22 protein-coding genes are annotated in these 23,312 nt (G+C 72.8%); 7 read left to right on the top strand and 15 right to left on the bottom strand.

Annotated elements, in window-relative coordinates; translation table 11 throughout:
- Positions 1–136: 136 nt before the first annotated feature.
- Positions 137–886: an NAD(P)H-binding protein gene (locus Q5762_RS35540; RefSeq protein WP_315896454.1), complete on the top strand. Its 750-nt coding sequence runs from the start codon at positions 137–139 to the stop codon at positions 884–886.
- Between the two features lie 5 nt (positions 887–891).
- Here the strand turns inward: Q5762_RS35540 and Q5762_RS35535 are convergent, their stop codons facing one another.
- On the bottom strand, positions 892–2,016 hold the full coding sequence (locus Q5762_RS35535; protein ID WP_315896453.1) for an ROK family transcriptional regulator: 1,125 nt from the start codon (positions 2,014–2,016) through the stop codon (positions 892–894).
- Positions 2,017–2,115: 99 nt separating this feature from the next.
- On the opposite strand from Q5762_RS35535, the gene Q5762_RS35530 reads away from it, so the two are divergent.
- The 3 genes from Q5762_RS35530 (at position 2,116) to Q5762_RS35520 (ending at position 5,653) form a co-directional block, all read left to right on the top strand.
- A complete protein-coding gene (locus tag Q5762_RS35530) occupies positions 2,116–3,336 on the top strand; it encodes an MFS transporter (protein WP_315896452.1) in 1,221 nt (406 codons plus the stop codon).
- A 142-nt stretch (positions 3,337–3,478) separates the two neighbouring features.
- The gene (locus tag Q5762_RS35525; RefSeq protein WP_315896451.1) at positions 3,479–4,879 is read left to right on the top strand and encodes a solute carrier family 23 protein; all 1,401 of its coding nucleotides are present in this window, start codon (positions 3,479–3,481) and stop codon (positions 4,877–4,879) included.
- A gap of 75 nt (positions 4,880–4,954) precedes the next feature.
- Entirely contained in the window at positions 4,955–5,653 is a 699-nt protein-coding gene (locus tag Q5762_RS35520) for a DUF5995 family protein (protein WP_315896450.1), read from the top strand.
- An 18-nt stretch (positions 5,654–5,671) separates the two neighbouring features.
- Here the strand turns inward: Q5762_RS35520 and Q5762_RS35515 are convergent, their stop codons facing one another.
- A complete protein-coding gene (locus Q5762_RS35515) occupies positions 5,672–7,369 on the bottom strand; it encodes an NAD(P)/FAD-dependent oxidoreductase (protein ID WP_315896449.1) in 1,698 nt (565 codons plus the stop codon).
- A gap of 57 nt (positions 7,370–7,426) precedes the next feature.
- Complete coding sequence (locus tag Q5762_RS35510; protein ID WP_315896448.1) at positions 7,427–8,233, bottom strand: carbon-nitrogen hydrolase family protein; 807 nt, start codon at positions 8,231–8,233, stop codon at positions 7,427–7,429.
- Between the two features lie 274 nt (positions 8,234–8,507).
- Here Q5762_RS35510 and Q5762_RS35505 point away from each other — a divergent pair, with 274 nt between their 5' ends.
- The gene (locus tag Q5762_RS35505) at positions 8,508–9,053 is read left to right on the top strand and encodes a Repetin (protein WP_315896447.1); all 546 of its coding nucleotides are present in this window, start codon (positions 8,508–8,510) and stop codon (positions 9,051–9,053) included.
- Positions 9,054–9,137: 84 nt separating this feature from the next.
- Here Q5762_RS35505 and Q5762_RS35500 read toward each other — a convergent pair whose 3' ends face one another.
- Together Q5762_RS35500 and Q5762_RS35495 are read right to left on the bottom strand one after the other, a co-directional pair.
- Complete coding sequence (locus Q5762_RS35500) at positions 9,138–9,593, bottom strand: Lrp/AsnC family transcriptional regulator (RefSeq protein WP_315896446.1); 456 nt, start codon at positions 9,591–9,593, stop codon at positions 9,138–9,140.
- A 10-nt stretch (positions 9,594–9,603) separates the two neighbouring features.
- On the bottom strand, positions 9,604–11,085 hold the full coding sequence (locus Q5762_RS35495) for an amino acid permease (protein WP_315896445.1): 1,482 nt from the start codon (positions 11,083–11,085) through the stop codon (positions 9,604–9,606).
- 411 nt (positions 11,086–11,496) lie between these two features.
- Here Q5762_RS35495 and Q5762_RS35490 point away from each other — a divergent pair, with 411 nt between their 5' ends.
- Positions 11,497–12,486, top strand: a complete 990-nt coding sequence (locus Q5762_RS35490; RefSeq protein WP_315896444.1) for a GDSL-type esterase/lipase family protein — start codon at positions 11,497–11,499, stop codon at positions 12,484–12,486.
- A gap of 78 nt (positions 12,487–12,564) precedes the next feature.
- On the opposite strand, the gene Q5762_RS35485 is transcribed toward Q5762_RS35490, so the two are convergent.
- The 8 genes from Q5762_RS35485 to fmt all read right to left on the bottom strand — a co-directional run bounded on the left by Q5762_RS35485 (position 12,565) and on the right by fmt (position 19,808).
- A complete protein-coding gene (locus tag Q5762_RS35485; RefSeq protein ID WP_315896443.1) occupies positions 12,565–14,007 on the bottom strand; it encodes a GuaB1 family IMP dehydrogenase-related protein in 1,443 nt (480 codons plus the stop codon).
- A gap of 105 nt (positions 14,008–14,112) precedes the next feature.
- Positions 14,113–14,469, bottom strand: a complete 357-nt coding sequence (locus Q5762_RS35480; protein ID WP_315896442.1) for a barstar family protein — start codon at positions 14,467–14,469, stop codon at positions 14,113–14,115.
- Positions 14,456–14,866, bottom strand: a complete 411-nt coding sequence (locus Q5762_RS35475; protein WP_315896441.1) for a ribonuclease domain-containing protein — start codon at positions 14,864–14,866, stop codon at positions 14,456–14,458. The genes Q5762_RS35480 and Q5762_RS35475 overlap by 14 nt, the downstream gene beginning before the upstream one ends.
- Positions 14,867–14,941: 75 nt before the next feature.
- The gene (locus Q5762_RS35470) at positions 14,942–15,991 is read right to left on the bottom strand and encodes a sugar-binding domain-containing protein (RefSeq protein ID WP_315896440.1); all 1,050 of its coding nucleotides are present in this window, start codon (positions 15,989–15,991) and stop codon (positions 14,942–14,944) included.
- A gap of 169 nt (positions 15,992–16,160) precedes the next feature.
- Positions 16,161–16,844, bottom strand: coding sequence for a ribulose-phosphate 3-epimerase (gene rpe / locus Q5762_RS35465; protein WP_315896439.1), 684 nt, complete (start codon positions 16,842–16,844; stop codon positions 16,161–16,163).
- Positions 16,845–17,033: 189 nt separating this feature from the next.
- Positions 17,034–18,455 (bottom strand): transcription antitermination factor NusB, encoded by a 1,422-nt coding sequence (locus tag Q5762_RS35460; protein WP_315896438.1) that lies wholly within the window; start codon positions 18,453–18,455, stop codon positions 17,034–17,036.
- Positions 18,456–18,493: 38 nt separating this feature from the next.
- Complete coding sequence (locus tag Q5762_RS35455; protein ID WP_315896437.1) at positions 18,494–18,883, bottom strand: hypothetical protein; 390 nt, start codon at positions 18,881–18,883, stop codon at positions 18,494–18,496.
- Complete coding sequence (gene fmt, locus Q5762_RS35450; RefSeq protein ID WP_315896436.1) at positions 18,876–19,808, bottom strand: methionyl-tRNA formyltransferase; 933 nt, start codon at positions 19,806–19,808, stop codon at positions 18,876–18,878. The genes Q5762_RS35455 and fmt overlap by 8 nt, the downstream gene beginning before the upstream one ends.
- Before the next feature lie 222 nt (positions 19,809–20,030).
- Here fmt and Q5762_RS35445 point away from each other — a divergent pair, with 222 nt between their 5' ends.
- Positions 20,031–20,531, top strand: a complete 501-nt coding sequence (locus Q5762_RS35445) for a hypothetical protein (RefSeq protein WP_315896435.1) — start codon at positions 20,031–20,033, stop codon at positions 20,529–20,531.
- A 373-nt stretch (positions 20,532–20,904) separates the two neighbouring features.
- Here the strand turns inward: Q5762_RS35445 and Q5762_RS35440 are convergent, their stop codons facing one another.
- On the bottom strand, positions 20,905–23,049 hold the full coding sequence (locus tag Q5762_RS35440) for a primosomal protein N' (RefSeq protein WP_315896434.1): 2,145 nt from the start codon (positions 23,047–23,049) through the stop codon (positions 20,905–20,907).
- Positions 23,050–23,156: 107 nt separating this feature from the next.
- Positions 23,157–23,312, bottom strand: a 156-nt coding sequence (locus Q5762_RS35435) for a methionine adenosyltransferase domain-containing protein (protein WP_315896455.1), incomplete at its 5' end; no start/stop codon positions are given.

Raw genomic sequence — 23,312 nt, 5'->3', positions numbered from 1 at the left:
ACCCCCGCCCGCCCCCCCGCCCACCACCCACCCCGCCGGGGGGCCGCCCCCCCGCCCGTGCCGGCCGGGGGCCCCCCCCCCCCCGCCCCCGGGCCCCCCCGGGGGGGCCCGCGGCGAAGGCGTTCACCCTGGAGACATGACGACCTTTCTGGTGACCGGAGGTACGGGGACGCTCGGCCACCCCGTCTGCGACCGACTGCGCGCGGCGGGCCACGAGGTGCGCGTCCTGAGCCGGCACGCGCCGCCGTACGCGGTCGATCTGCGCCGCGGCGGGCCGCTCCTCGACCGCGCGGTCCAGGGCGTGGACACGATCGTCCACTGTGCGAACATCCTGCGGGGCGACGACCAGGGCCTGCGCAACCTGCTCGACGCCGCGCGCCGGGCGGAGGTCCCGCACCTGGTCTACATCTCGATCGTCGGCGTGGACCGCGTGCCGCTGCCCTACTACAAGGCCAAGTACGCCGCCGAGCGGATGATCGAACAGTCGGGCATCGGCTGGACGCTGCTGCGGACCACGCAGTACCACGACCTGATCCTGCGGCTCCTGGCCGGCCTGGCGAAGCCGCCGGTGATGCTGATCCCGAAGGACGTGCCGGACCAGCCGATGGAGGTCACGGAGGCCGCCGCGCGCCTCGCGGAGCTGGCGCAGGGCGACCCGGTGGGCCGGGTGGAGGACATGGGCGGCCCGGAGGTCCGTACGTTCGCCGAGCTGGCGGCCGCGTACCTGGCGGCGACCGGCACGGAACGGCGTGTCGTGGAGGTCCCCCTCGCGGGCAAGATCTACCGGGGGCTCCGGGACGGCGGCCACCTCGCCCCGGAGCAGGCGGTGGGACGGGTGACGTTCGAGGAGTTCCTCGCGGCGCGATTCGGCGCCCAGGGAATCTGAGGGGCCTACGGGAACAGCGCGTCCTGGGCCGCGTCGCGGGCGGCCAGGAGGGCGCCGCGGAGGACCGCCGTGTCGCCGAGGGCGGTGGCACGGACCTCCGTGCGGAGTGGGGAGAGCGCGGCGAGTTCGGCTTCCACGCGGGCGGCGAGGTCCGGGCCGCCCAGGTGACCCGTACCGCCGCCGAGGACCACCAGGCCGGGGTCGAGGACCGAGGCGACGGCCGCCGCGCCGACCGCGAGGCGACGGGCCAGGGTGTCGAGGAAGGGGCCGTGTCCGGAGCCGAGCGCACCGGCCGGGTCGAGGCCGTGCTCCACGGCGAGGGCGTCCACCGCCGCCGCGCAGGCCAGCTCGTGGAAGCCGCCGTCGCAGCCGGTCGCCGACGGCAGCCCGGAGGTGCCGGGCACCGGCAGGAAGCCGAGCTCGCCCGCCCCGCCCGAGGCCCCGCGGCGCAGCCGGCCGTCCAGGACGACGGCCGCACCGACCCCCTGGCCGAGCCAGACCAGCACGAACGTGTCGCGGTCGCGGGCGGCGCCGGCCCGCTGCTCCGCGACGGCCGCGAGGTTGGTCTCGTTCTCGACGAGCACGGTCGCGGGCAGCCGTTCCTGGAGCGTGGCGATCAGCCGCCGGTGCCATTCGGGCAGCCCCGTCGAGTCCCGCAGCTCCCCGGTGGCCGGGTCGATCAGTCCGGGCGCGCCGACGGCGACACTGTGCAGCCGCTCCACCCCCACCGACTTCGCGGTCCGCTCCAGGAGGGAGACCGCCTTCTCGACGGCGGGTCCGGTGCCGTCCTCCCCGCCGATCGGGGCCGAGGCCTCCGCGAGCGTGGTGCCGAGCAGGTCGGCGACCGTGAGCGACACGGAGTCCGTGCGTACGTCGAGCGCGGCGAGGTGGGCGTGGTCCGCGGCGATCCCGTACAGCTTCGCGTTGGGGCCGCGCCGCTCGGCGCCGGACTCCCCCACGATCCGGACGAGTCCGGAGCCCTGGAGCCGTTCGACGAGGTCGGCGACGGTGGGGCGGGAGAGTCCGGTCAGCGTCTTCAGCTGAGTCGCCGTCAACGGGCCCTCGTCCTGGAGCAGTCGCAGGGCGAGCCGGTCGTTGATGGCTCGGGCGGTGCTCGGGGATGCGGCCATGCCGGGATCCTCTCAGACGCGTGTCGACGCTCTCCGCCGCCCACTATTTATCAGGCAGGGTTCCTGATAGTTTACTGCCCGCCAACCGAGGGAGGGCACATGGCGGGCGAGACCGTCTTCAGTACCGAGCGACTGCGGCGGGCCCGGTTCGCCGTCGCCGCCGTCTTCTGCGTCCACGGCGCGGTCACCGGCAGCTTCGCCACCCGCATCCCGTGGATCCAGGACCACGCGGGCGTGAGCGCGGGCCAGCTCGGCCTCGCCCTCGCGTTCCCCGCGATCGGCGCCTCGCTCGCGATGCCGCTGGCCGGCGCCATCAGCCACCGCTTCGGGGCCCGTACGGCGCTGCGCGGACTGCTCGTGCTCTGGACAATGTCCCTGACTCTGCCGTCCCTCGCCCCGAACATCTACGGGCTCTGCGCGGTGCTCTTCGTCTACGGCGCAACGGCAGGCATGTCCGACGTGGCGATGAACGCCCTCGGTGTCGAGACCGAGAACCGGCTCGGGAAGTCGATCATGTCAAGCCTGCACGGCATGTGGAGCGCGGGCGCGCTGATCGGCTCCGCCGCCGGCACCGTCGCCGCCCACCTCGGCGGGGACGCCCGGCTGCACCACCTGATCGCGGCCCTCGTCCTGACCGCGCTCGGCCTGGTCTGCTGCCAGGGCGTGCTCGATCTGCAGAGCCCCCCGGAGGAGGAGGCGCCGCCGCGCTTCTCGCTGCCGCCCAAGTCGGCCCTGATCATCGGCGCCATCGGGTTCTGCGCCGTGTTCGCCGAGGGCGCCAGCCTGGACTGGTCGGCGGTCTACCTGCGGGACGAACTCGGCTCCTCGGCGGGTGTCGCCGCGGCCTCGACCACCGCCTTCGCGCTGACGATGGCCATCGCCCGGCTCGCCGGCGACCGGGTGGTGGACCGGTTCGGCGCGGTGCGGACGGTACGGGTCGGCGGCGTCGCCGCGACCGTCGGCGGCCTGCTCGTGGTCCTTGCACCGCACGCCGCTCTGGCGATGGCCGGTTTCGGGCTCATCGGCCTCGGCGTCGCCGTCGTCGTACCGCTGGCCTTCGCGGCGGCGGGGCGGAGCGGCCCGAACCCCAGCCAGGCCATCGCGGGCGTCGCCACCATCACGTACACCTCGGGCCTCATCGCCCCCTCGGCCATCGGTGGCATCGCCGACGCGACCTCGCTGATGTTCTCCTTCGGCCTGGTCACGCTGCTCGCCTTCGGCCTGGTGCTCGGCGCCGGGGTGCTCCGCCCGGGGTCCAAGGCCACGGCCGCCCCGGCCGCGAGCGGAAGCCCGGCGGCGAGCTCGGGCAAGGTCTCCTAGGGCCCGCACCGACCGCACCGACCGCCCCGACCTCACGTCGGGGCCCCGGTGACCAGCGGCGCATTATCATGTGGCTGAACTTTTTCGGCTGATGTTTCGCGCGGCGAACCGGCCGCCGTCACCGGAGAACTGGAGCGACCACATGAACCTCGGCGTGCGCTGGACCCTGCACGGCGACGGACGAACACCCGCTCCAGGAGCCGTCGTCCGGCCGGACGAACGGCTCTCCTGGCCCCGTACGGCCGGCCTCGGCGCCCAGCACGTGGTCGCGATGTTCGGTGCGTCCTTCGTGGCGCCCGTCCTGATGGGGCTCGACCCGAACCTCGCCATCATGATGTCCGGCGTCGCGACGGTGATCTTCCTGCTCGCGACGCGCGGCACCATCCCCAGCTACCTGGGCTGCTCGCTCTCCTTCGTCGGTGTCGCCGCGGCCATCCGGGCCTCCGGCGGCACCAGCGCGACCGTCACGGGCGCGGTCCTCGTCGTCGGCGCGGTGCTGTTCCTGGCGGGCTTGGCGGTACGGAAGTTCGGCGCGCGGATCATCCACGCGGCGATGCCCCCGATCGTCACCGGCGCCGTCGTGATGCTGATCGGCTTCAACCTCGCCCCGGTCACCGCCGCCACCTACTGGCCGCAGGACCAGTGGACGGCGCTGCTCGTCATGCTCTTCACCGGTCTTGCCGTGGTCTGTCTGCGCGGCTTCTGGTCGCGCATCGCGATCTTCCTCGGCCTGATCTTCGGCTACGCCATCTCCTGGGTCTTCGACCTGGTCTTCGGCAAGATCCACTCGATGTCGCCAGGCGGCCAGGTCACCGACCACTGGCGGCTCGACCTCTCGGCCGTGTCGAAGGCCGACTGGATCGGCCTGCCGTCCTTCCACGGCCCCAGCTTCGAGTGGTCGGCGATCCTTGTCGCGCTGCCCGTCGTCATCGCCCTGATCGCCGAGAACGCCGGTCACGTCAAGGCCGTCGGCGAGATGACCGGCGACCCGCTCGACGACAAGCTCGGCACCGCCATCGCCGCCGACGGCGCCGCCTCGATGCTGTCGACCGCCGTCGGCGGTCCGCCGAACACCACGTACTCCGAGAACATCGGCGTCATGGCGGCCACCCGCGTCTACTCCACCGCCGCTTACTGGGCAGCGGCCGGCTTCGCGCTGCTCTTCGGTCTCTGCCCCAAGTTCGGCGCGGTCGTGGCGGCGATCCCGGGCGGTGTGCTCGGCGGCATCACGGTGATCCTCTACGGCATGATCGGTCTGCTCGGCGCCCAGATCTGGATCAACGCCAAGGTGGACCTCCGTAACCCGCTCAACCTGGTGCCGGCCGCGGCGGGCATCATCATCGGCGTCGGTGGCGTGAAGCTGACCTTCACGGACACCTTCGAGCTGGGCGGCATCGCGCTCGGCACGCTCGTCGTGATCACCGGCTACCACGTGCTGCGGGCCTTCGCCCCGGCGCACATGAAGCAGCAGGAGCCCCTGCTCGACTCGGGCACCAGCTCGTACGAGAGCACGAAGGACAGCGGGCCGGTCGGCAAGTCATAGGCATATTCGCCCGTTCTGGGGAAGCCGGGCCGAGGGAGTTCCCTCCCGGGCCCGGCTGCTGAGACGCTGCTCCCCATGGCGCAGACCACGCAGATCGGGCAGTTCACCGCGGTCGACCCGGTGGTGGAGCGGATGCGGTCCATCCGCTCGGCCTGGCATCCGGCCGACGGGGTCGCCGTCTTCAACCGGGTCTATCTGACCGTGACGGAGGAGATCGGCCGGGCCATCGACTCCGGTACCTTCGCCGACCGGCGGGCCGCCGCGACCCTCGACGTCCGTTTCGCGGAGCGCTATCTCGCGGTCGTCGACTCCGTCGCCACCGGCCGTCCCGCCCCGGCCTGCTGGCGGCCGCTCTTCCACTACCGGCGGCATCCCGGCGTACGGCCGCTGCAGTTCGCGCTCGCCGGGATCAACGCGCACATCGGGCACGACCTGGCGCTCGCCGTGGTCGACACCTGCCGGGCGCTGCAGTGCGCGCCACGGGACCTGGAGGACGAGTTCGACCGGGTCGGCGACATCCTCATGCTGCTCGAAGAGCGCATCCGCGAGGAAGTGATGCCGGGCCCGGACCTGTTGGAGATCACGGACCCGCTGACGCATCTGCTGGGCTGCTGGAGCCTGGACCGGGCCCGCGACGGGGCCTGGCTCGCCGCCCGCTCGCTCTGGCATCTGCGCGAACTGCCAGAGCTGGCCGAGGAGTTCACCGAACGCCTCGACCGGTCGGTCGGCCTGGTGGGGCGGATGCTGCTCACGCCGCTCGCCCCACGCGGCTGACCGCGCGACCGAGGACGGTCAGTCCTCCGGGAGCTCGACCGGGGCGATCTCGTCGTACACGTCGCCCGGGCCCGGGTTGGTGGCGTCGGTGGCGCCGCCGAAGTGGTGCATCACGCCCCACACCGCGTTGAGCGCGGTCTGCACGGCGCCCTCGGCCCAGCCGGCCGTCCAGGAGATGTCGTCGCCGGCGAGGAAGATGCCCCGCTTGTCCTCGGGCAGCCGGTCCTGCATGAAGTGCGTGAACAGGCGGCGCTGGTAGCGGTAGTGGCCCGGCAGGTTCGCCTTGAAGGCGCCCATGAAGTAGGGCTCGTTCTCCCAGGAGACCGTCACCGGGTTGCCGATGATGTGCTTCCGGATGTCGACCTTCGGGTATATCTCGCCGAGCGACTTCAGCATGACCTCCATCCGCTCGTTCGCGGACAGCGGCAGCCACTTCAGGCTGTCGTCGCACCAGGTGTACGAGAGGCAGATCGTGGCCGGCTTGTCCGGGCCGTCGTCCAGGAGGTACGTGCCACGGGTCATCCGGTCGGTCAGCGTCATCGACATGACGTCCCGGCCGGTCTCCTCGTCCTTGTCCAGCCAGAACGGCCGGTCGACGGGCACGAAGAGCTTCGAGCTCTCCATGTAGTGGGTGCGCTCGATCGCCGTCCAGTGGTCGATCGGGAAGAGCGAGTCGTCGCAGGCGATCTTGGAGAGCAGCATCCAGGACTGGGCGGTGAAGATCGCCGCCTGGAAGGTACGGATGTCACCGGAGGCGTCCGTGACGGTGATCCGGTTGCCGGCGGTGCGGTTCAGCCGGGTCACGGCCGGCTTCGGGTCGCCCTCGTGCAGGGACTTCAGGGAGGTGCCCTGCGCCCAGTGGACGATCTTCTCCGGCTCGCGCTCCCACAGCCGCAGCGGCAGCTGCTGCGAGCCGCCGTCGATGCCGCGGTGGTGGTCGTCGGCCTCGGTGTAGACGACCCGGAGGATCTCCAGGATGGAGTTGGGGAAGTCGGTGTCCCAGCCGCCCGTGCCGAAGCCGACCTGGCCGAAAATCTCGCGGTGACGGAAGGACTTGAACGACTCCGACTCGCACAGGAAGCCGTAGAAGGTCTGGTTGTCGAGCTTCTCGACGAGCTTGGACCAGATCTCGCGGATGCGCGGGACGTCCCGCTCGCGCATGGCCTGGTTCATGTCGGAGAAGTCGGCGCCCTCGTCGAGGCAGGCGTTCCACGCGTTCATCACGTCGCGGTAGACCTGCGGGAGGTCGGCCACGGTCTGCGCGTAGTGCGACTCGCCCTTGAGGTCGACGACCGTCGACGGGGTCGACTCGGCGAGCGGGTTCGGGAACGGCGAGGTCGTCAGGCCGACCAGGTCGATGTAGTGCTGGAGCGCCGTGGAGGACGGCGGGAAGCGCATGGCGCCCATCTCGGCCGTCAGACCGTCCGTGCCGGTGCCCTCGAAGCCCACGGTGCGCAGCCGGCCGCCGATCTGGTCGGCCTCGTAGACGACGGGCTTGAGGCCCATCTTCATCAGCTCGTACGCGGCGATGATGCCCGACAGACCGCCGCCGATGACCGCGACCTCGGTGCCGTGCTCGGTCGCGGGTATCTGGCCGAGCCCGGCCGGGTGGGCCAGGAAGTCGTCGTAGGCGTACGGGAAGTCCGGACCGAACATGGTGATCGGCGGCTGGCCGTCGCTGTGCGGGACGGCGGTCGTGGGCACCGTGGACGTCATGGGGTACGGACTCCTTGCGGGGAAAAGCGGGGGGAGGTTCGGGAAGAAGAGGGCGGCTCAGACGAGGGAGCCGTACAGGCCGGGGCGCCGGTCGCGGAGGTAGGGGTTGTCCTTGCGCGAGGCGGCGAGCAGGGCCGGGTCGACGTCGCCGAGGACGAGGTCCTCACCGCGGCCGGCGCGGGCCCGGGCGGTGCCGTCGGGCGCGGCGAGTACGGAGAGGCCGACGAACTCGAAGTCGCCCTCGGGTCCGGTCCGGTTGGCGTACGCGATGTAGATCTGGTTCTCGAAGGCGCGCACGGGGACGACGGACTCGGGGACGACCTCGGCGGGGTGCATGAGCGCGGTCGGCACGAGGAGGAGGTCCGTACCGGCCAGGGCCTGCGCCCGTACGTTCTCGGGGAACTCGACGTCGTAGCAGATCATCAGGCCGACGGTGAGGCCGCCGAGCTCCGCCTGGACGACGGCGTCCTCGCCGGGGGTGAACCAGTGGTGCTCGAAGTCGCCGAAGAGGTGGGTTTTGCGGTAGCGCGCGAGCGTGCCGCCGTCGGCGCCGATGAGCTGGGCCGCGTTGTACAGAACGCCGTGCCGTTCGGTGTCCCGCTCCGGGTAGCCGTAGCCGATGGCGAGGCCGTGGCGGGCGGCGAGGGCCGCGATCGCGCGGGCGGAGGGGCCGTCGGCCGGCTCGGCCAGGCGCGCGATGTCGGCGCCGATCGCGTACCCGGTGAGGAAGAGCTCGGGGGCCAGCAGCACCGCGGCGCCGGCGGCGGCCGCGCGGGCGGCGGCCTCGTCGAGAACCTTGAGGTTGGCGGCCACGTCGCCGAGCTCGCCGGAGCTCTGGAGCAGGGCGGTGCGCAGCGCGGGCATGGGCCATCCTCGGGGGATCGGAGTACAGGGGGAAGACGTCAAAAACGGTACGGTTTCGCGCTCCATCGGGACAAGGCGCGACCGTTGCGGACCGACCGTCGAACCGTTGCGCGATCAGCGACCAGGGCGGTGATTCGTTGCGTACGGCTGCGACCGGGGTCGTAGGGCTCCCCCGCCGCGCGGCGGAGAGCGGAACCGTTCCTTGGCGCGACGCTCCGGGGCGGCATGGCCGGAAGAGTGGTGGTCGTCCGGTTGACCTGCCGAAAGGACCACCATGAACCGCCGTACGAAGATCGCCGCGCTGACCGCCGCCCTGCTGATCACGGCCGGGGCCGCGGGCTCCGCCGTCGCCTCAGGAGACGGCCGGGGCGGCAGCCGCGAGGCGGCCGCGCTGACCGGTAGCGCGAAGCTCTACCGGCCGGCCGGTGACGACATCACGTTCACCTTCGACGCGCATCTGGCCGCGAAGGACCGGCAGGATCCGATGGCGGCCACCGGCACGTTCCGCTTCAGCCACTACAAGGGCGACTGGGGTGGCTCCGCCAAGGTGAAGGTCGACTGCCTTACGACGGGCGGCAAGGTGGCGGTCGTGACCGGCATCGTCGTCGAGACCGATGTGAAGGAGTTCCGTAACAAGCGCGTCGGCGTCACGGTCTACGACAACGGCAAGCACGACCGGCTCGGCTACTCCTGGGCGACCTCGGACCCGGAGAAGGACGTGGTGCAGCCGTGCCTCAGCGGCGCGCCCTTCGAGAAGGTGAAGGCCGGCACGGGCGACTTCAAGGTTGTGCCCTGGGAGTTCGTCTACCCGGCCGAGTAGACCGCCCCACGGGGGTGGGCGGGCGGAGCGCGGTGCGGGAACCACGGCCCGCACCGCCCCCGGCCTCCCGCGGCCCGCGAGTGGCTACGCGGGTGAGCCGGAGGAGAAGCGTCGCAGCAGCGGCGAGAGCACCAGGACGGACTTGGTGCGCTCCACGAACGGCTCGCCCGCGATGCGCTCCAGAACGCGCTCGAAGTGGCGCATGTCGGAGGCGAAGACCTGCACGAGGGCGTCCGCGTCGCCGGTGACGGTCGACGCGGACACCACCTCGGGGTACCGCTCAAGACCTCGCCGGATGTCGTTCGGCGAGGTGTTGTGGCGGCAGTAGATCTCGACGAACCCCTCGGTCTCCCAGCCGAGCGCCGCCGGGTCCACCCGTACGGTGAATCCGGTGATGGCGCCCTCGGCCCGCAGCCGGTCCACGCGCCGCTTGACGGCGGGCGCGGACAGGCCGACGAGCGAACCGATGTCGGCGTACGAGCGGCGGGCGTCCTCCGCGAGGGCGTGGACGATGCGTTCGTCGAGGTCGTTGAGTCGCACTACGGGTGGATCACTTCTCTGCGTCGGAGGCCATCACATCCGTGGCCAGGCGGGAGCGGCGCATGCCGTACAGGAAGTAGAACACGAGGCCCGCGGCCATCCAGCAACCGAAGACCACCCAGGTGACCGAGTCCAGGCTGAACATGTTGTACACGCAGAACAGGAAGCCGAGGATCGGGAAGGTCCAGCCCAGCGGCACGCGGAAGGTGCGGTCCAGGGTCGGGCGGGTGCACCGCAGCACGATGACCGCGATGTTGACCAGGGCGAAGGCGAAGAGCGTGCCGATGCTGGTGGCGTCGACGAGCTTGCCCAGCGGGATGACGGAGGCGAGAGCGCCGCAGAAGAGCGAGACGATCACGGTGTTCACGCGCGGGGTGCCGGTCTTGCCGCTGACCTTGGCGAAGACCTTCGGCACGAGGCCGTCGCGGGACATCGCGAAGAGGACGCGGGTCTGGCCGTAGAGGACGGTCAGCACGACGCTGGCGATCGAGATGACGGCGCCGGCGGCGAGCAGCGTGCCCCAGAAGGCCTGGCCGCTGACGTCGTTCATGATCGCGGCGAGCGAGGCCTCGGAGCCCTCGAAGTCCTTCCAGTTCCACGCGCCGACGGCGACGGCCGCGACGAGGACGTAGAGGACGGTGACGATGAGGAGCGACAGCATGATCGCGCGGGGCAGGTCGCGCTTCGGGTCCTTCGCCTCCTCACCGGCGGTGGAGGCGGCGTCGAAGCCGATGTACGAGAAGAAGAGGCTCGCTCCGGCGGCGCTGACGCCGGCCATGCCGAGCGGCATGAAGTCGGCGTAGTTGCCGGACTTGAAGCCCATGAACCCGATGGCGCAGAACAGGACCAGCGCGGCGATCTTCACGAACACCATGACGGTGTTGACGAGGGCGGACTCGCGGGCGCCGCCCAGCAGGAAGACCATCGCGAGCAGGACGACGATCAGACCCGGCAGGTTGATGATCCCGCCCTCACCGGGGGCCGAGGAGAGCACGTCGGGGATGGTGACGCCGATCGTGCCGTCGAGCAGCTCGTTGAGGTACTCGCCCCAGCCGACGGCCACGGCGGCGACCGAGACGCCGTACTCCAGGACCAGACACCAGCCGCAGACCCAGGCGACAAGTTCACCCATCGTTGCGTACGCATACGAGTAGGAGGAGCCGGCGACCGGTATGGAGCCGGCCAGCTCGGCGTACGAGAGAGCCGAGAAGAGGGCCGTGAGGCCGGCGATGACGAAGGCGATCGTGACCGCGGGGCCGGCCTTCGGAACGGCGTCGCCGAGGACCACGAAAATGCCGGTGCCGAGCGTGGCACCGATGCTGATCATGGTCAGCTGCCACATCGAGAGGGTGCGGCGGAGCGAGCCGCCCTCGCCCTGGCCACCCTCGGCGACCAGGCGTTCTACCGGCTTGCGCCGGGTCAGGGCGGAGAGCCCGGAGGTCTTGGGGACGGACGGCTCGACGGCCGGTGAGGCCGTGCCTTGATCCAGCACTGCGGAGGCTCCTTGATCGCTGCCTGTCGAAATGCGACGACCACGGCGGTACGCGGGCAGGACGAAAGGGCCCGCGAGGGAGGGGGAACCGCCGAGCAGGCGGTCGCCGCCACTCCTGGTACGAGGCATGAGCCTAAGGCCATGGGCTTCGCGCTCGTAATGCAGGGTTGTTGCGCACCAGCAGATGATCATTGCGCGCTCGGGGCGCAGACGGGGAAACATTGCGCCCCGCCGCATGAATCGGCACATTGGGGCCCTAACGGGGGTGTGAAGAACCCCTGGCGTGCGCATTGACTCCTCGTGCGCGATGACCGACTCTGCGATCCCCCTGCGTCCCCTGTCTCGTCCCCTGTCTCGTCCTTTGCGTCGCCCCTTTCGTCGTCCCTTGCGTCCCCTCGATCGGAGGCTTCGGTGGGCTGGCTGGAACCCGCTCCCTTCCTGCGCGGCACGGCCTGGCTCGACGGCGGGCGGGCGGTCCGCGCCGACCCCGCCGACCTGGCCCGGCTGCCGTGGGACACCGCCGAGCGGGCGGCGCTGCCGATCGGCGTACGGGTCGAGTTCACGGCCGCGCCCGGCACCCGGACGGTCGAGCTGCGCTACCGCGCGGCCGTGCCCGGCACCGGGGACGCGATGCGGGCGCTACGGCACTGCTTCGCGCTCTGGCGGGGCGGGCGGTGCCTGGGCGAGAGCTTCACGGCCCCGGCGGAGGAGGCGACGGTCGCACTCGAACTCCCGCCCGGCGGAGGGACGTTCACGGTCCATCTGCCGGAGAGCCAGGCCCCGGTGGTGCTCGGGCTGCGGGCACGCGACGGCGCCCTCTCCCCCGCCCCGAGGCGGCCGCGCTGGCTGGTGCACGGGGACTCGATCACCGAGGGCTGGTGGTCGACGCGCCCCGCGCACTCCTGGCCGGCCACGGCGGGGCGGACGCTGGGCCTGGACACGGTCAACCTCGGCTACGCGGGCGGGGCACGCGGCGAGCTGCCCCTCGCCGAGCAGCTCGCGAGCCTCCCGGGCGAGCTCGTCACCCTCGCCTTCGGCACCAACTGCTGGTCCAGGGCGCCCTGTTCGGCCGGCTGGCTGTACGAGACGGTTCGGGCGTACGTGGGCCTGGTGCGCCGGTGCCACCCGGACGCCCCGCTGCTGATCCTCTCCCCCGTGCTGCGCCCGGAGGCCGAGACCGTCCGCAACGCGCTGGGCGCCACGCTGGCGGACCTGCGCACGGCCATGGAGCACGCGGGCCGCGATCTGGCGGCGGAGGGCGACAGGCGGCTCCTGGTGCTGCCCGGCCGCCCCCTGCTCGACCCGGAGGACCTGGCGGACGGCCTGCACCCCAACGACCGGGGGCACGCCCGGATGGCGGCGGCGGTCGCGGAGGCGCTGGGTCCGTACGTACGGCGGTAAGATCCGGCCACGTACGCCGAAGGCCCCCGCGAGCCTGGACTCACGGGGGCCTTCGTACGACGTACCGGCTTGTGCCGACTAGCTCCAGCTGGCGTGCAGCGGCTTGCCCTCGGCGTAACCGGCGGCGCTCTGGATGCCGATCACGGCCTTCTCCTCGAACTCGGCCAGCGAGGCCGCGCCCGCGTAGGTGCAGGAGGAGCGGACGCCCGCGATGATCGAGTCGATCAGGTCCTCGACGCCCGGGCGGGCCGGGTCGAGGAACATCCGGGAGGTCGAGATGCCCTCCTCGAAGAGACCCTTGCGGGCCCGGTCGTACGCGGACTCCTCGCTGGTGCGGTTCTGCACGGCGCGCGCGGAGGCCATGCCGAACGACTCCTTGTACGGCCGCCCGTCGGCGGTGTGCTGGAGGTCGCCCGGGGACTCGTACGTCCCGGCGAACCAGGAGCCGATCATCACGTTGGACGCACCGGCGGCCAGCGCCATGGCGACGTCGCGGGGGTGCCGGACACCGCCGTCGGCCCAGACGTGCTTGCCGTACTTCTTCGCCTCGGCGGCGCACTCCAGGACGGCGGAGAACTGCGGGCGGCCGACACCGGTCATCATGCGCGTGGTGCACATGGCGCCGGGGCCCACACCGACCTTGATGATGTCCGCGCCGGCCTCGATGAGGTCCTTGACGCCCTCGGCGGCGACGATGTTGCCGGCGACGATCGGGACGTGCGGGTCGAGGGCACGGACGGCCTTGATCGCGGAGATCATCGACTCCTGGTGGCCGTGCGCCGTGTCGATCACGAGCGTGTCGACGCCCGCGTCGAGGAGCTGCTTGGCCTTGCCCACGAAGTCGCCGTTGATGCCGACGGCGGCGGCGACGCGCAGCTTGCCTTCGGCGTCGGTGGCCGGCTTGTACAGGGTCGCGCGCAGGGCGCCCTTGCGGGTCAGGATGCCGACCAGACGGCCGTCCTTGTCCACGGCCGGGGCGTAGCGGCGGTTGGCGTGGTCGAGCGTGTTGAAGGCGTCGCGCGGCTCGATGTCGGCGTCGAGGAGCAGCAGGTCCTTCGACATGACCTCGGAGAGCTGCGTGAAGCGGTCCACACCGGACAGGTCCGCGTCGGTGACGACACCGACCGGACGGCGGTCCTCGTCCACGACGACACCGGCGTCGTGCGAGCGCTTGGGCAGCAGCGAGAGCGCGTCGGCGACGGTCTGGTGGGGCTCCAGGACGATGGGGGTGTCCAGGACGTGGTGGCGGCTCTTGACCCACCCGATGACGTCGGTGACGACCTCGATCGGGATGTCCTGGGGAATGACGACGAGGCCGCCACGGCGGGCGACGGTCTCGGCCATGCGGCGGCCGGCGATCGCGGTCATGTTGGCGACGACCAGCGGGATCGTCGTACCGGTACCGTCCGGCGAGGCGAGGTCCACGGCCTGGCGGGAACCCACGGCCGAGCGGCTCGGCACCATGAAGACATCGTCGTACGTCAGGTCGTAGGGCGGCTTGACGTCATTGAGGAAACGCACGTGCTGACATCCCAGTCGTTCGGATCGGCCCCTAGGCATTTCAGCCAGGGGAAAAAGCACGTAGTTCATTCTCCCACGCCGGTACATGAACCCGACCCGGGCGATTCATCCGAGGCTTGCCGGACCCTCTTCGTCGGATCCTCCGAAGGAGGCCCCCTCAGGGGTTCCCAGGGCGAGGAGGACGGTGAGGCCCGTGGGGCTGGTGTCGGCGGCCGTGGCGAAGACGTCCTGGGCGGTCTCCCAGTCGCTCGGCCGGGCCGTGGCATAAGCCTGCCAGCCCGTGACGACGAGGGCCACCGGGCGCGGGAGGTCGGTCAGACAGTCGGCGAGGGCGTCCCAGTTCCGCCCGAACCAGCGCGGCAGCGCGAGGGCGGCGGCGCAGCGGTCCATGAAGGCGGCCTTGTCCAGGACGCCGCGCAGATCGAGGACGACGGGGTCGCGGAGCGCCTCAGCGAGCTTCATCGGGCAGGACCTCCCGGAAGGTCTCGTAGTGGTCGTCGGTGTAGTACACCTCGCCGCCCCGCCCGGTGACGAGACGCCGGGCGCCCCGGTCGCGTTCGCCGGGAGTGCGCACGGTGTACTCGCGGTAGTAGCCGCGCTCCTGCCGGGGCAGGATCCGCTCGAAGTTGGAGAAGGTCGCGCCGTCCTTCTCGTACGGGAAGGGTCCGCCGCGCTCGATGAGCCGAAGGGTCGCCCGCGCCTCGTCCGGCAGCTCCGCGACCCGGACGGTCTCCAGGCCGGAGGAGCCGGTGGGGGCGGGGCCACCGTCGCTCTCGGCGGTGGAACAGCCGACGCCGCCGACGAGGACACCGACGCACAGGAAGAGCGCCAGGAGGGCGCGCAGGGGCCGGAGCGACATGCCCCGACGTTATGCCGAGCCGGGGCGCGTCGCGCGTCGGCCCGGCCCGCGGGTGTGGCGCGTCGGCCCGGCCCGTCAGACGCCGTCCGGGTCCGCGCGTTCCAGGGCGGGCCGGGGGCCGGGGACGGACTCGGTGAGGAGGAAGTCGGCGGCCGCGCGGTCGGTCACCAGGCTGGTGACGAGCCCGGAGCGGAGGACCGCGCCGATGGCCGCCGCCTTGCGCTGGCCGCCCGCGATCGCGACGACCTCGGGGATCCGGCGGAGCCGGTCCGCCTCGACCGTGATGCAGCGCTCGCCCAGGTCGCGGCCGACCCGGCGTCCCTCGGAGTCGAAGAGGTGCGCGGACATCTCGGCGGCGACGCCGAGGGAGGCGTAGTGGGCGCGCTCCTCGTCCGTGAGCATGTCGTGCACGGTCGAGATGCCCGGCTCCCAGGAGCCGATGGACACACAGGCGACGGTGACCTTGTCGAAGTACTCGAAGGCGCGCGCGATGCCGGTCTGGTTGCGCAGCGCGGCGGCCGTCGCGGGGTCGGGCAGCAGCATCGGCGCGTAGATGGGGTGCGCCTCTCCGCCTGAGACCTGGGCGGCACGCCGTACCGCCTCGACCGAGCCGCGCTCGGCGGTACCGGCGTCGTACACGCCGGTGAGCTGGACGACCGTGCACGGGGGCAGCCGGTCGAGCGCGGCGGCCATGTGGATGGTCGAGCGGCCCCAGGCGAGGCCCAGGACGTCGCCCTCGTTGACCAGCTCGCCGAGCAGGTCGGCCGCGACCTCGCCGAGGTTCTCCGGGTCGGGCGACTCGTCCTCGCCCTCCGCCGGGGACTCGACGACGACGGCGTGGCGGAGCCCGTAGCGGGCACGGAGCGCGTCGGAGCGCTCGGCGTCCAGTTCGGCCGGGACGCGGATCTCGATCCGTACGAGGTCGCGTTCGAGCGCCGTCTCCAGGACCCGGGCCACCTTGAAGCGGCTCACGCCGAACTCCTCGGCGATCTGGATCTTGGACTTGCCCTCGAGGTAGAAGCGGCGCGCCATGGCCGCCGCCTGCACCAGCTCCGCGGGTCCCATCCGCAGGGCTGAGCGTCCCGCCGAGATTCCCGCCACCGCGATCTCCTTAGCTCTGTTCACGTACCGCTGCTCACGTGCCGCTGCTCACGTGGTGCGTCGTGGTGCTGGTCGTGCTACCGGTCGTGCTGCTGTCGTTCACACTCTGGACTCGCCGTTCATCCTGTCAGATCCGGCGGGTCCCGATCGGTCCTGTCCGTGCTCCGTCGGACCGCGTTCATCTGCCGGAGGTTCAGTGGCCACACGCCCACGCCGCCGTGGCGGTCGCGGCATCGGCCTTGGCTCGGAGGGAGCGGACGGCCTCGGCCGGGTCCTGGGCGCCGTAGACCGCCGACCCGGCGACGAAGACGTCGGCGCCGGCCTCGGCGCACCGCTCGATGGTGGATTCGGACACCCCGCCGTCGATCTGCAGCCACAACTCCAGACCGTGCTTGGAGATCAGCTCACGGGAGCGGCGGATCTTGGGGAGCATGATGTCGAGGAAGGCCTGCCCGCCGAAGCCCGGCTCGACGGTCATGATCAGCAGCATGTCGAGCTCGGGGAGCAGGTCCTCGTACGGCTCGATGGGCGTGGCGGGCTTCAGCGCCATGGAGGCCCGCGCACCCTTGGCCCGGATCTCGCGCGCCAGCCGCACGGGGGCGGCGGCCGCCTCGACGTGGAAGGTGACGGAACCGGCGCCGGCCTCCACGTACTGCGGGGCCCAGCGGTCCGGGTCCTCGATCATGAGGTGGCAGTCCAGCGGGGTGTCCGTGGCCCGGGCGAGCGACTCCACGATCGGCACGCCGAGGGTCAGGTTGGGGACGAAGTGGTTGTCCATGACATCGACGTGCAGCCAGTCGGCGCCCTCGACGGCCTTCGCCTCCTCGGCGAGGCGGGCGAAGTCTGCGGACAGGATGCTGGGGTTGATCTGCGCCATGAGCCAAGCCTGCCATGTTCTTGGGCACTTCTTTGCCGCGAAGCGGTTTCGGACGGGACGAGGAAGGGGTTCGGAGGGGAATCGGACCCGAATCCGGACCGGAAAGGCCAGACGTAACCGGCCTTTCCGGCGGATCGCCACTCGGGCCGTCGCTCAGAACGTCGCGCAGAACGTCGCTCGGATCGCCTCTCAGGCGGTACGGCGGAGGAGCGCGAGGTACATCGCGTCGGTGCCGTGCAGGTGCGGCCACAGCTGGACGTCCGGTCCTTCGCCGAGCGCGGGGACGCCGGCCATCAGCGGGCGGACGTCGATCCACTCCGCCTCGACCGCCGGGCCGCCGCGCCCCTTGAGGACGTCCTCGACGACGATGCGGGTCTCGGCCAGGTGCGGCGAGCAGGTCGCGTACCCGACGACGCCCCCGACGCGGACGGCCGACAGCGCCTCGCGCAGCAGACCGCGCTGGAGCGGCGCGAATCCGTCCAGGTCCTCCGGGCGGCGGCGCCAGCGGGCCTCGGGGCGGCGGCGCAGGGCGCCGAGGCCCGAGCAGGGCACGTCCATGAGGACCCGGTCGAAGGAGCCGGGCAGCCACGGCGGGCGGGTGCCGTCGGCGGCGATGACCTGGTACGGGCCGGGGTTGCCGGCGAGCGCGCGCTCGACGAGCCGGGCGCGGTGCGGCTGCTTCTCGGAGGCGAGCAGGGCGGCGCCGCGTTCGGCGGCCAGGGCGGCGAGGAGGGCCGCCTTGCCGCCGGGTCCCGCGCAGCCGTCGAGCCAGCGCTCGTCGCGGCCCTCCAGGGGCGCGTTGGCGAGGGCGATGGCGACCAGCTGGCTGCCCTCGTCCTGGACGCCGGCCCGGCCCTCCTTCACGGCCTCGATGGCGCCGGGCTCGCCGCCCTCGGCCATCCGTACCGCGTACGGCGACCAGCGGCCGGGCAGCGTGTCCTCGCCGGTGAGCTCCTCGGTGGTGGCGCGCCCAGGCCGGGCCACGAGGGTGACCTCGGGCCGCTCGTTGTCGGCCTCCAGGAGGTCCTCGATGCCGGCCCGGCCGCCGCCGAGGGCGTCCCAGAGCGCGGAGACGACCCAGCGGGGGTGCGAGTGGACGACCGCGAGATGGTCCTCGGCGTCGTCCTCGTAGGGCGGGGCGACCTGCTCCACCCAGGTGTCGAGGTCGTGCCGCGAGATCTTCCGCAGCACGGCGTTCACGAACTTGGCCCGCCCGTCCCCGAGCACCACGCGCGCCAGCTCCACACTGGCGGAGACGGCCGCGTGCGTCGGGATGCGCGTACCGAGCAGCTGATGCGCGCCGAGCGACAGCACATCGAGGACCGGCGGATCGACCTCGCGCAGCGGCCGGTCGACGCACGCCGACACGATGGCGTCGTACGTCCCCTGCCGCCGCAGCGTCCCGTACACCAGCTCGGTCGCGAGCGCCGCGTCCCGCCCGTCGAAGTCCCCCTGCTCCCGGGCCTTCTTGAGCAGCGGCGGCAACACGAGATTCGCGTACGCGTCCCGCTCGTCGACGGCCCGAAGCGCCTCGAAGGCAAGGATCCGCACGGGATCCTTCTGGGGGCGCCGATACGGCTTGGGGGGACGGCGACGTGCCTGCTCGCTCAAAAGGTGCTCCGCGTGAGAAAAGACGAGGTAGAACCCTCTCAGCCTACGTCCGCCACGCCCGCGTGCGGAAAATGCCCCTGAACGACGTCGATCCTGTCGGCCGCGATCAGACACGAGGCCGGCTCGGTGCCATGGGCGTCGGCCTCGAAGGCGACGAGGACGGCAGGCTCCTCGCCCACCAGGCGGATCACTTCCGTCCGTTCTTCGTCCGTCGGCGCGCGGAAGACCGGGTCCATGAACATCGTGGGGCAGCGCAGGTACGACGCGTCGGTGAAGACCACCTCGAGCGAGTGGTGGTACGAGAGGTCGTAACCGGCACCGAGGCGGAGCCGGCTGCCGTCGAAGGAAAGGACGCTCCACTCCCACCAAGGGCCCTCCGGCAGCAGGAGCGCGCCGTACTCCCGCCCGCCCGAGCCGACGTCAGACACCCACCCGCTCGCCCGGGGCGATGCGCACTCCTCGCGCCCAGTCGGCGGCCTTCATCGGCTTCTTGCCCTGGGGCTGGACCCAGAGCAGCTCGACGGCGTGCGAGCCGGTGCCGACGTGGACGTTGTTCTTGCCGGCGGCGAGCTCACCGGGGGTGAGGTCGGTCCGGTCGGTGACCAGGGCCGTCTGGATCAGCTTGAGGCGCTCACCGCGGAAGACGGTCCAGGCGCCGGGGGCGGGCGTGCAGCCGCGGACGACCCGGTCCACGCGCAGGGCAGGGGCCTTCCAGTCCACGTGCGCGTCCTCGACCTGGATCTTGGGCGCCAGGGTGATGCCCTCGGCCGGCTGCGGTACGGCCTTGAGCGTGCCGTCCTCGATGCCGTCCATGGTCGCCGCGAGCAGCCCGGCGCCGGCGAAGGCGAGCCGGGTGAGCAGGTCGCCGCTGGTGTCGGTGGGGCGGACGTCCTCGGTGATCACGCCGTAGACCGGTCCGGAGTCGAGCCCCTCCTCGATCTGGAACGTCGACGCGCCCGTGACCTCGTCACCCGCCATCACCGCGTGCTGCACGGGCGCCGCGCCGCGCCACGCGGGCAGCAGCGAGAAGTGCAGGTTGACCCAGCCGTGGGCGGGGATGTCGAGGGCGGCCTTGGGGAGCAGCGCGCCGTACGCGACGACCGGGCAGCAGTCCGGGGCGATCTCGCGCAGCCGCGCGAGGAACGCCTCGTCGCGCGGCCGGGTCGGCTTGAGGATCTCGATCCCGGCCTCCTCCGCCCGCTCGGCGACCGGGCTCGCCACCAGACGCCGGCCACGGCCCGCGGGGGCGTCGGGACGGGTGACGACGGCGGCCACCTCGTGCCGGCCGGAGGCGAGCAGGGCGTCCAGGGCGGGCACGGCGACCTCGGGGGTGCCTGCGAAGACCAGCTTCACTAGGGAAAACCTCGCATCTCGGGGCGGTGGCGGGCAGCGCACCAGTCTAGGGGCCGGGGCGCGAGGGGGCGTACGTGACGGCGAGCGCCCCGCGCATATGCGTGTACGCCCCTGCAGCGTGACCCAACCACGGGTAGCGCGTTGGTCAAGAGAGATTGACCGAAACGGGCCCGCCCTTGTCGTGGCCCGACCCTTTTCCACGCCGGTTCGAGAGGCTTTCACATGGCCGACCACGCAACCCACGACGCCCAAGCCCGGGCGAGTCTGCATCTGTTGGTGCGGGACATCGAGCGGGTCCGGCGGCAGGTTGACGCACTGCGCACGCTCACGGCCCAGTTGGGCAATGTCTACCGCCCGCGCCGCTCCGGCCCGTCCACGGGCTTCGTCGTCTACGGGCGTGCGCCCGCCCCGACCGTGCGGCTCGCCCAGGAGCTGCGGGACAGTGTCGAGACCCTGGTGACGGCGGCGGTCGACTTCGATCGCTCGCTCGGGTTCTCGTGGGACGCGGTGGGCTCCGCGCTCGGGGTCACGAAGCAGGCCGTCCACCGCCGGTACGGGGCGCGTCGGGCGCCGCAGCCGGGCGTCGTCGTGGAACAGGAGCACGCGCCGGAGCCGGCCGCGACCCGCACGATCCCGGTGGTCCCCCCGGCCCGCACGATGCCCCCGCAGCCCCTCCGCGAAGACCCCCGCCCCCCGGCCTTCCCGGGCCCCCGCAACGGCTGACGGAGGTGGGGGCGGGGCCCCTCCCGTAGCCGGGCTGTGCGCCCGCCGTCCCGCTGGGGCGGCGCCCACCCGTACCCGCACGCGGGTTGTGGGCGGCCTTCCGACCCCGTTGTGGGCAATCGTTCCGCTGGGGCGATGGGGGTCCCCCCTGCTCGAGCGAAGCCGAGAGCTTGGGGGAGGGTGGGCACAACGGACGGCGCCCTTGCCGGGCCCAGGCTCCCGGTGCCTGACGGTGTCTACGGCTGCGGCGCCGTCGTCGGGGTTGTGCCCACCCGTTCCGCCCTGCGGAACGATTGCCCACAACGGGGGCCAGTGGTGCGGGCACCGCCCACAGCGGACGACCCCCGCCGCATCGCCCCATCGGGCGCAAGCGTCAGCCGATGTCCGGGGGGTCCACCCGGACCCGGACAGGGTCTCCGCCGCCGCGAGCCAGCCGCGCCGCCCGCGCCTGCTTCAGCGCCGCCGCCAACGCCGCCCCGTTCCCCTGCGGCACCCGGACGAGCGCCCGTTCCCACTGCTCCCCCGGCGGCGCGTCCCCCGGCCGCCGCGGCCCACCGGCCCGGACGACCGGCAGCGGCACCGGTCCCAACACCTCGGCGTCGTCCGGCAGTTCGGCGGCGCCGAGGAACGATTCGACCGCGTCCGGCGGCCCGGAGACCGCCGCCATCCGGGACACCGGCGGAAAGCCGAGCTCCGCCCGCTCCGCCAGCTCCCGCTGCGCGTGCCCGACCGGATCCCACCGCACCAGAGCCTGCACCGGCCGCAGCGTCGGCTCGGCGACGACCACGACGGTGCCGCCCTCCCCCTGGCCCCGCACCAGCGAGGCCGCGTCGATCCAGCGCCGTAGCGCCTCCTCCCCCGCGCGCAGATCGGGGCGGCCGAGCATCGCCCAGCCGTCGAGCAGCAGCGCGGCGGCGTAACCGCCCTCGGCGACCGGTTCCGCGCCCGGCGTGGAGACCACCAGCGCGGGCCGCCCCGGCACGGTGTCCAGGACGTGGTCCCGCCCGGACGTCCGTACCGGCACCGCCGGAAACGCCCGGCCCAGTTCCTCCGCCGTCCGCCGCGCGCCCACCACCTGGGCCCGCAGCCGGGTCGAGCCGCACTCCACGCAGTGCCAGTCCGGCGCACCCCGCCCGCACCAGCCGCACCGCAGCTCCTGCTGCTCGGGCGCCTCCAGGGGCCCGGCGCAGTGCCGGCAGCGGGCGGGCGTCCGGCAGCGCTCGCACGCCAGCCTCGGTACGTAACCCCGGCGCGGCACCTGCACGAGCACCGGCCCGGTCTTGAGCCCCTCCCGCACGGTCTCCCACGCCAGCGACGGCAGCCGCGCCGCGCGGGCCGCCTCGTCGCGGGCGAGCAGCTCGTCGCCCACGGTCCGTACGAGCGGCGCGGCGGCCCGCACCTGATCCCGCCCGGCGACGATCGGCGCGGCCCAGCCGGACTCCACGAGCTGCGCGGCCTCGACGGTGCAGCTGGTGGAGCCGAGCAGGAACGCGCACCGGTCGTGGGCGGCGCGCAGCAGCAGCACGTCGCGCGCGTGCGGCTGCGGGGCGTGCGGCTCGCTGTGGCTGCCGTCCCCGTCGTCCCAGATGACGACGAGCCCGAGGTCCCGTACGGGCGCGAACATCGCCGCCCGCGTGCCGACGACCGCCCGCACGGAGCCCCGTCGCACCGCCAGCCACTGGGCGTACCGCTTCTCAGGTCCCGCCTCGGCGGTGAGCAGGGCGTGCCGTCCGGGCCCCAGGAGCGCGGTGAGCGCCGCGTCCACGCGCCCGGCGGCCCGCCCGTCGGGTACGACGACCAGCGCGCCCCGCCCGGAGGCGAGGGTGGCGCCGACGGCGCGGGCCAGCTCGTCGGCCCAGTGGGGCCCCGGCAAGGCGTTCCAGACCGCCCGTGGGGCCCCGCCCCGGGCCAGGGCGTCGAGGAAGCCCGGCCCGCGCTCGTACCGCGCCCAGCTGCCCGCCTCGGGCGCGGCGGGCGCCGGCAGCGGCTCAGGCGAGGCCTTCCCCTCGGCCCGAGCACTACGCGGCGGCACCGCGAGCTGCAGCACGTCCGCGAGGCTTCCCGCGTACCGATCGGCCACGGCCCGCGCGAGCCCCAGGAGCTCGGCGCTGAGCACCGGCTCGGGCGAGACGACGTCCGCGAGCGCGGCCAGCGCGCCCTTGTAGTCCGACTCGGCCAGCCGCTCGACGAGGAACCCGTCGATCAGCCGCCCGCCCTCGCGCCGCCCGTCCCTGACCTGATGCGCCCCGGCCCCGAACCGCACCCGCACCCGCACCCCCGGCTGCGCGACGGCGTCCAGCTCCTCGGGCACGGCGTAGTCGAAGAACTGGTCGAGGTGCAGCACCCCCTTGTTGACCACCACCCGCGCCACGGGCAGCTCCTTGGCCAACGCGGCCCCCCGCCACGTCCGCGGCTTGGCCCGGGGCACCTTGGCCTTCCGCACGGTCTCCCGAATGAGCGAGAGCTGCTCGTGCGCCTCACCGGCCACACCCTCGGCCCCCTCGTTCTCGCTGCTCACAGCCCCATACCTACCAGACCGTACTGACAGCCGTCCTCGGCCGGACGCACGGAAGCCCGGCTCCCCCGCAGGGGGGCCGGGCTTCCGCTTCGTTCTGCGGGCGGGACCTACAGGCCCGCGGCCTTCTTCAGGGCGTCGACGCGGTCGGTGCGCTCCCAGGTGAAGTCGGGGAGTTCGCGGCCGAAGTGGCCGTACGCCGCGGTCTGGGCGTAGATCGGGCGGAGCAGGTCGAGGTCGCGGATGATCGCGGCCGGGCGGAGGTC

Origin of the sequence: Streptomyces sp. P9(2023), from assembly GCF_032436795.1 — a bacterium.
Lineage (GTDB): Bacteria > Actinomycetota > Actinomycetes > Streptomycetales > Streptomycetaceae > Streptomyces.
This window is presented reverse-complemented; position numbering and strand designations above follow the sequence as displayed.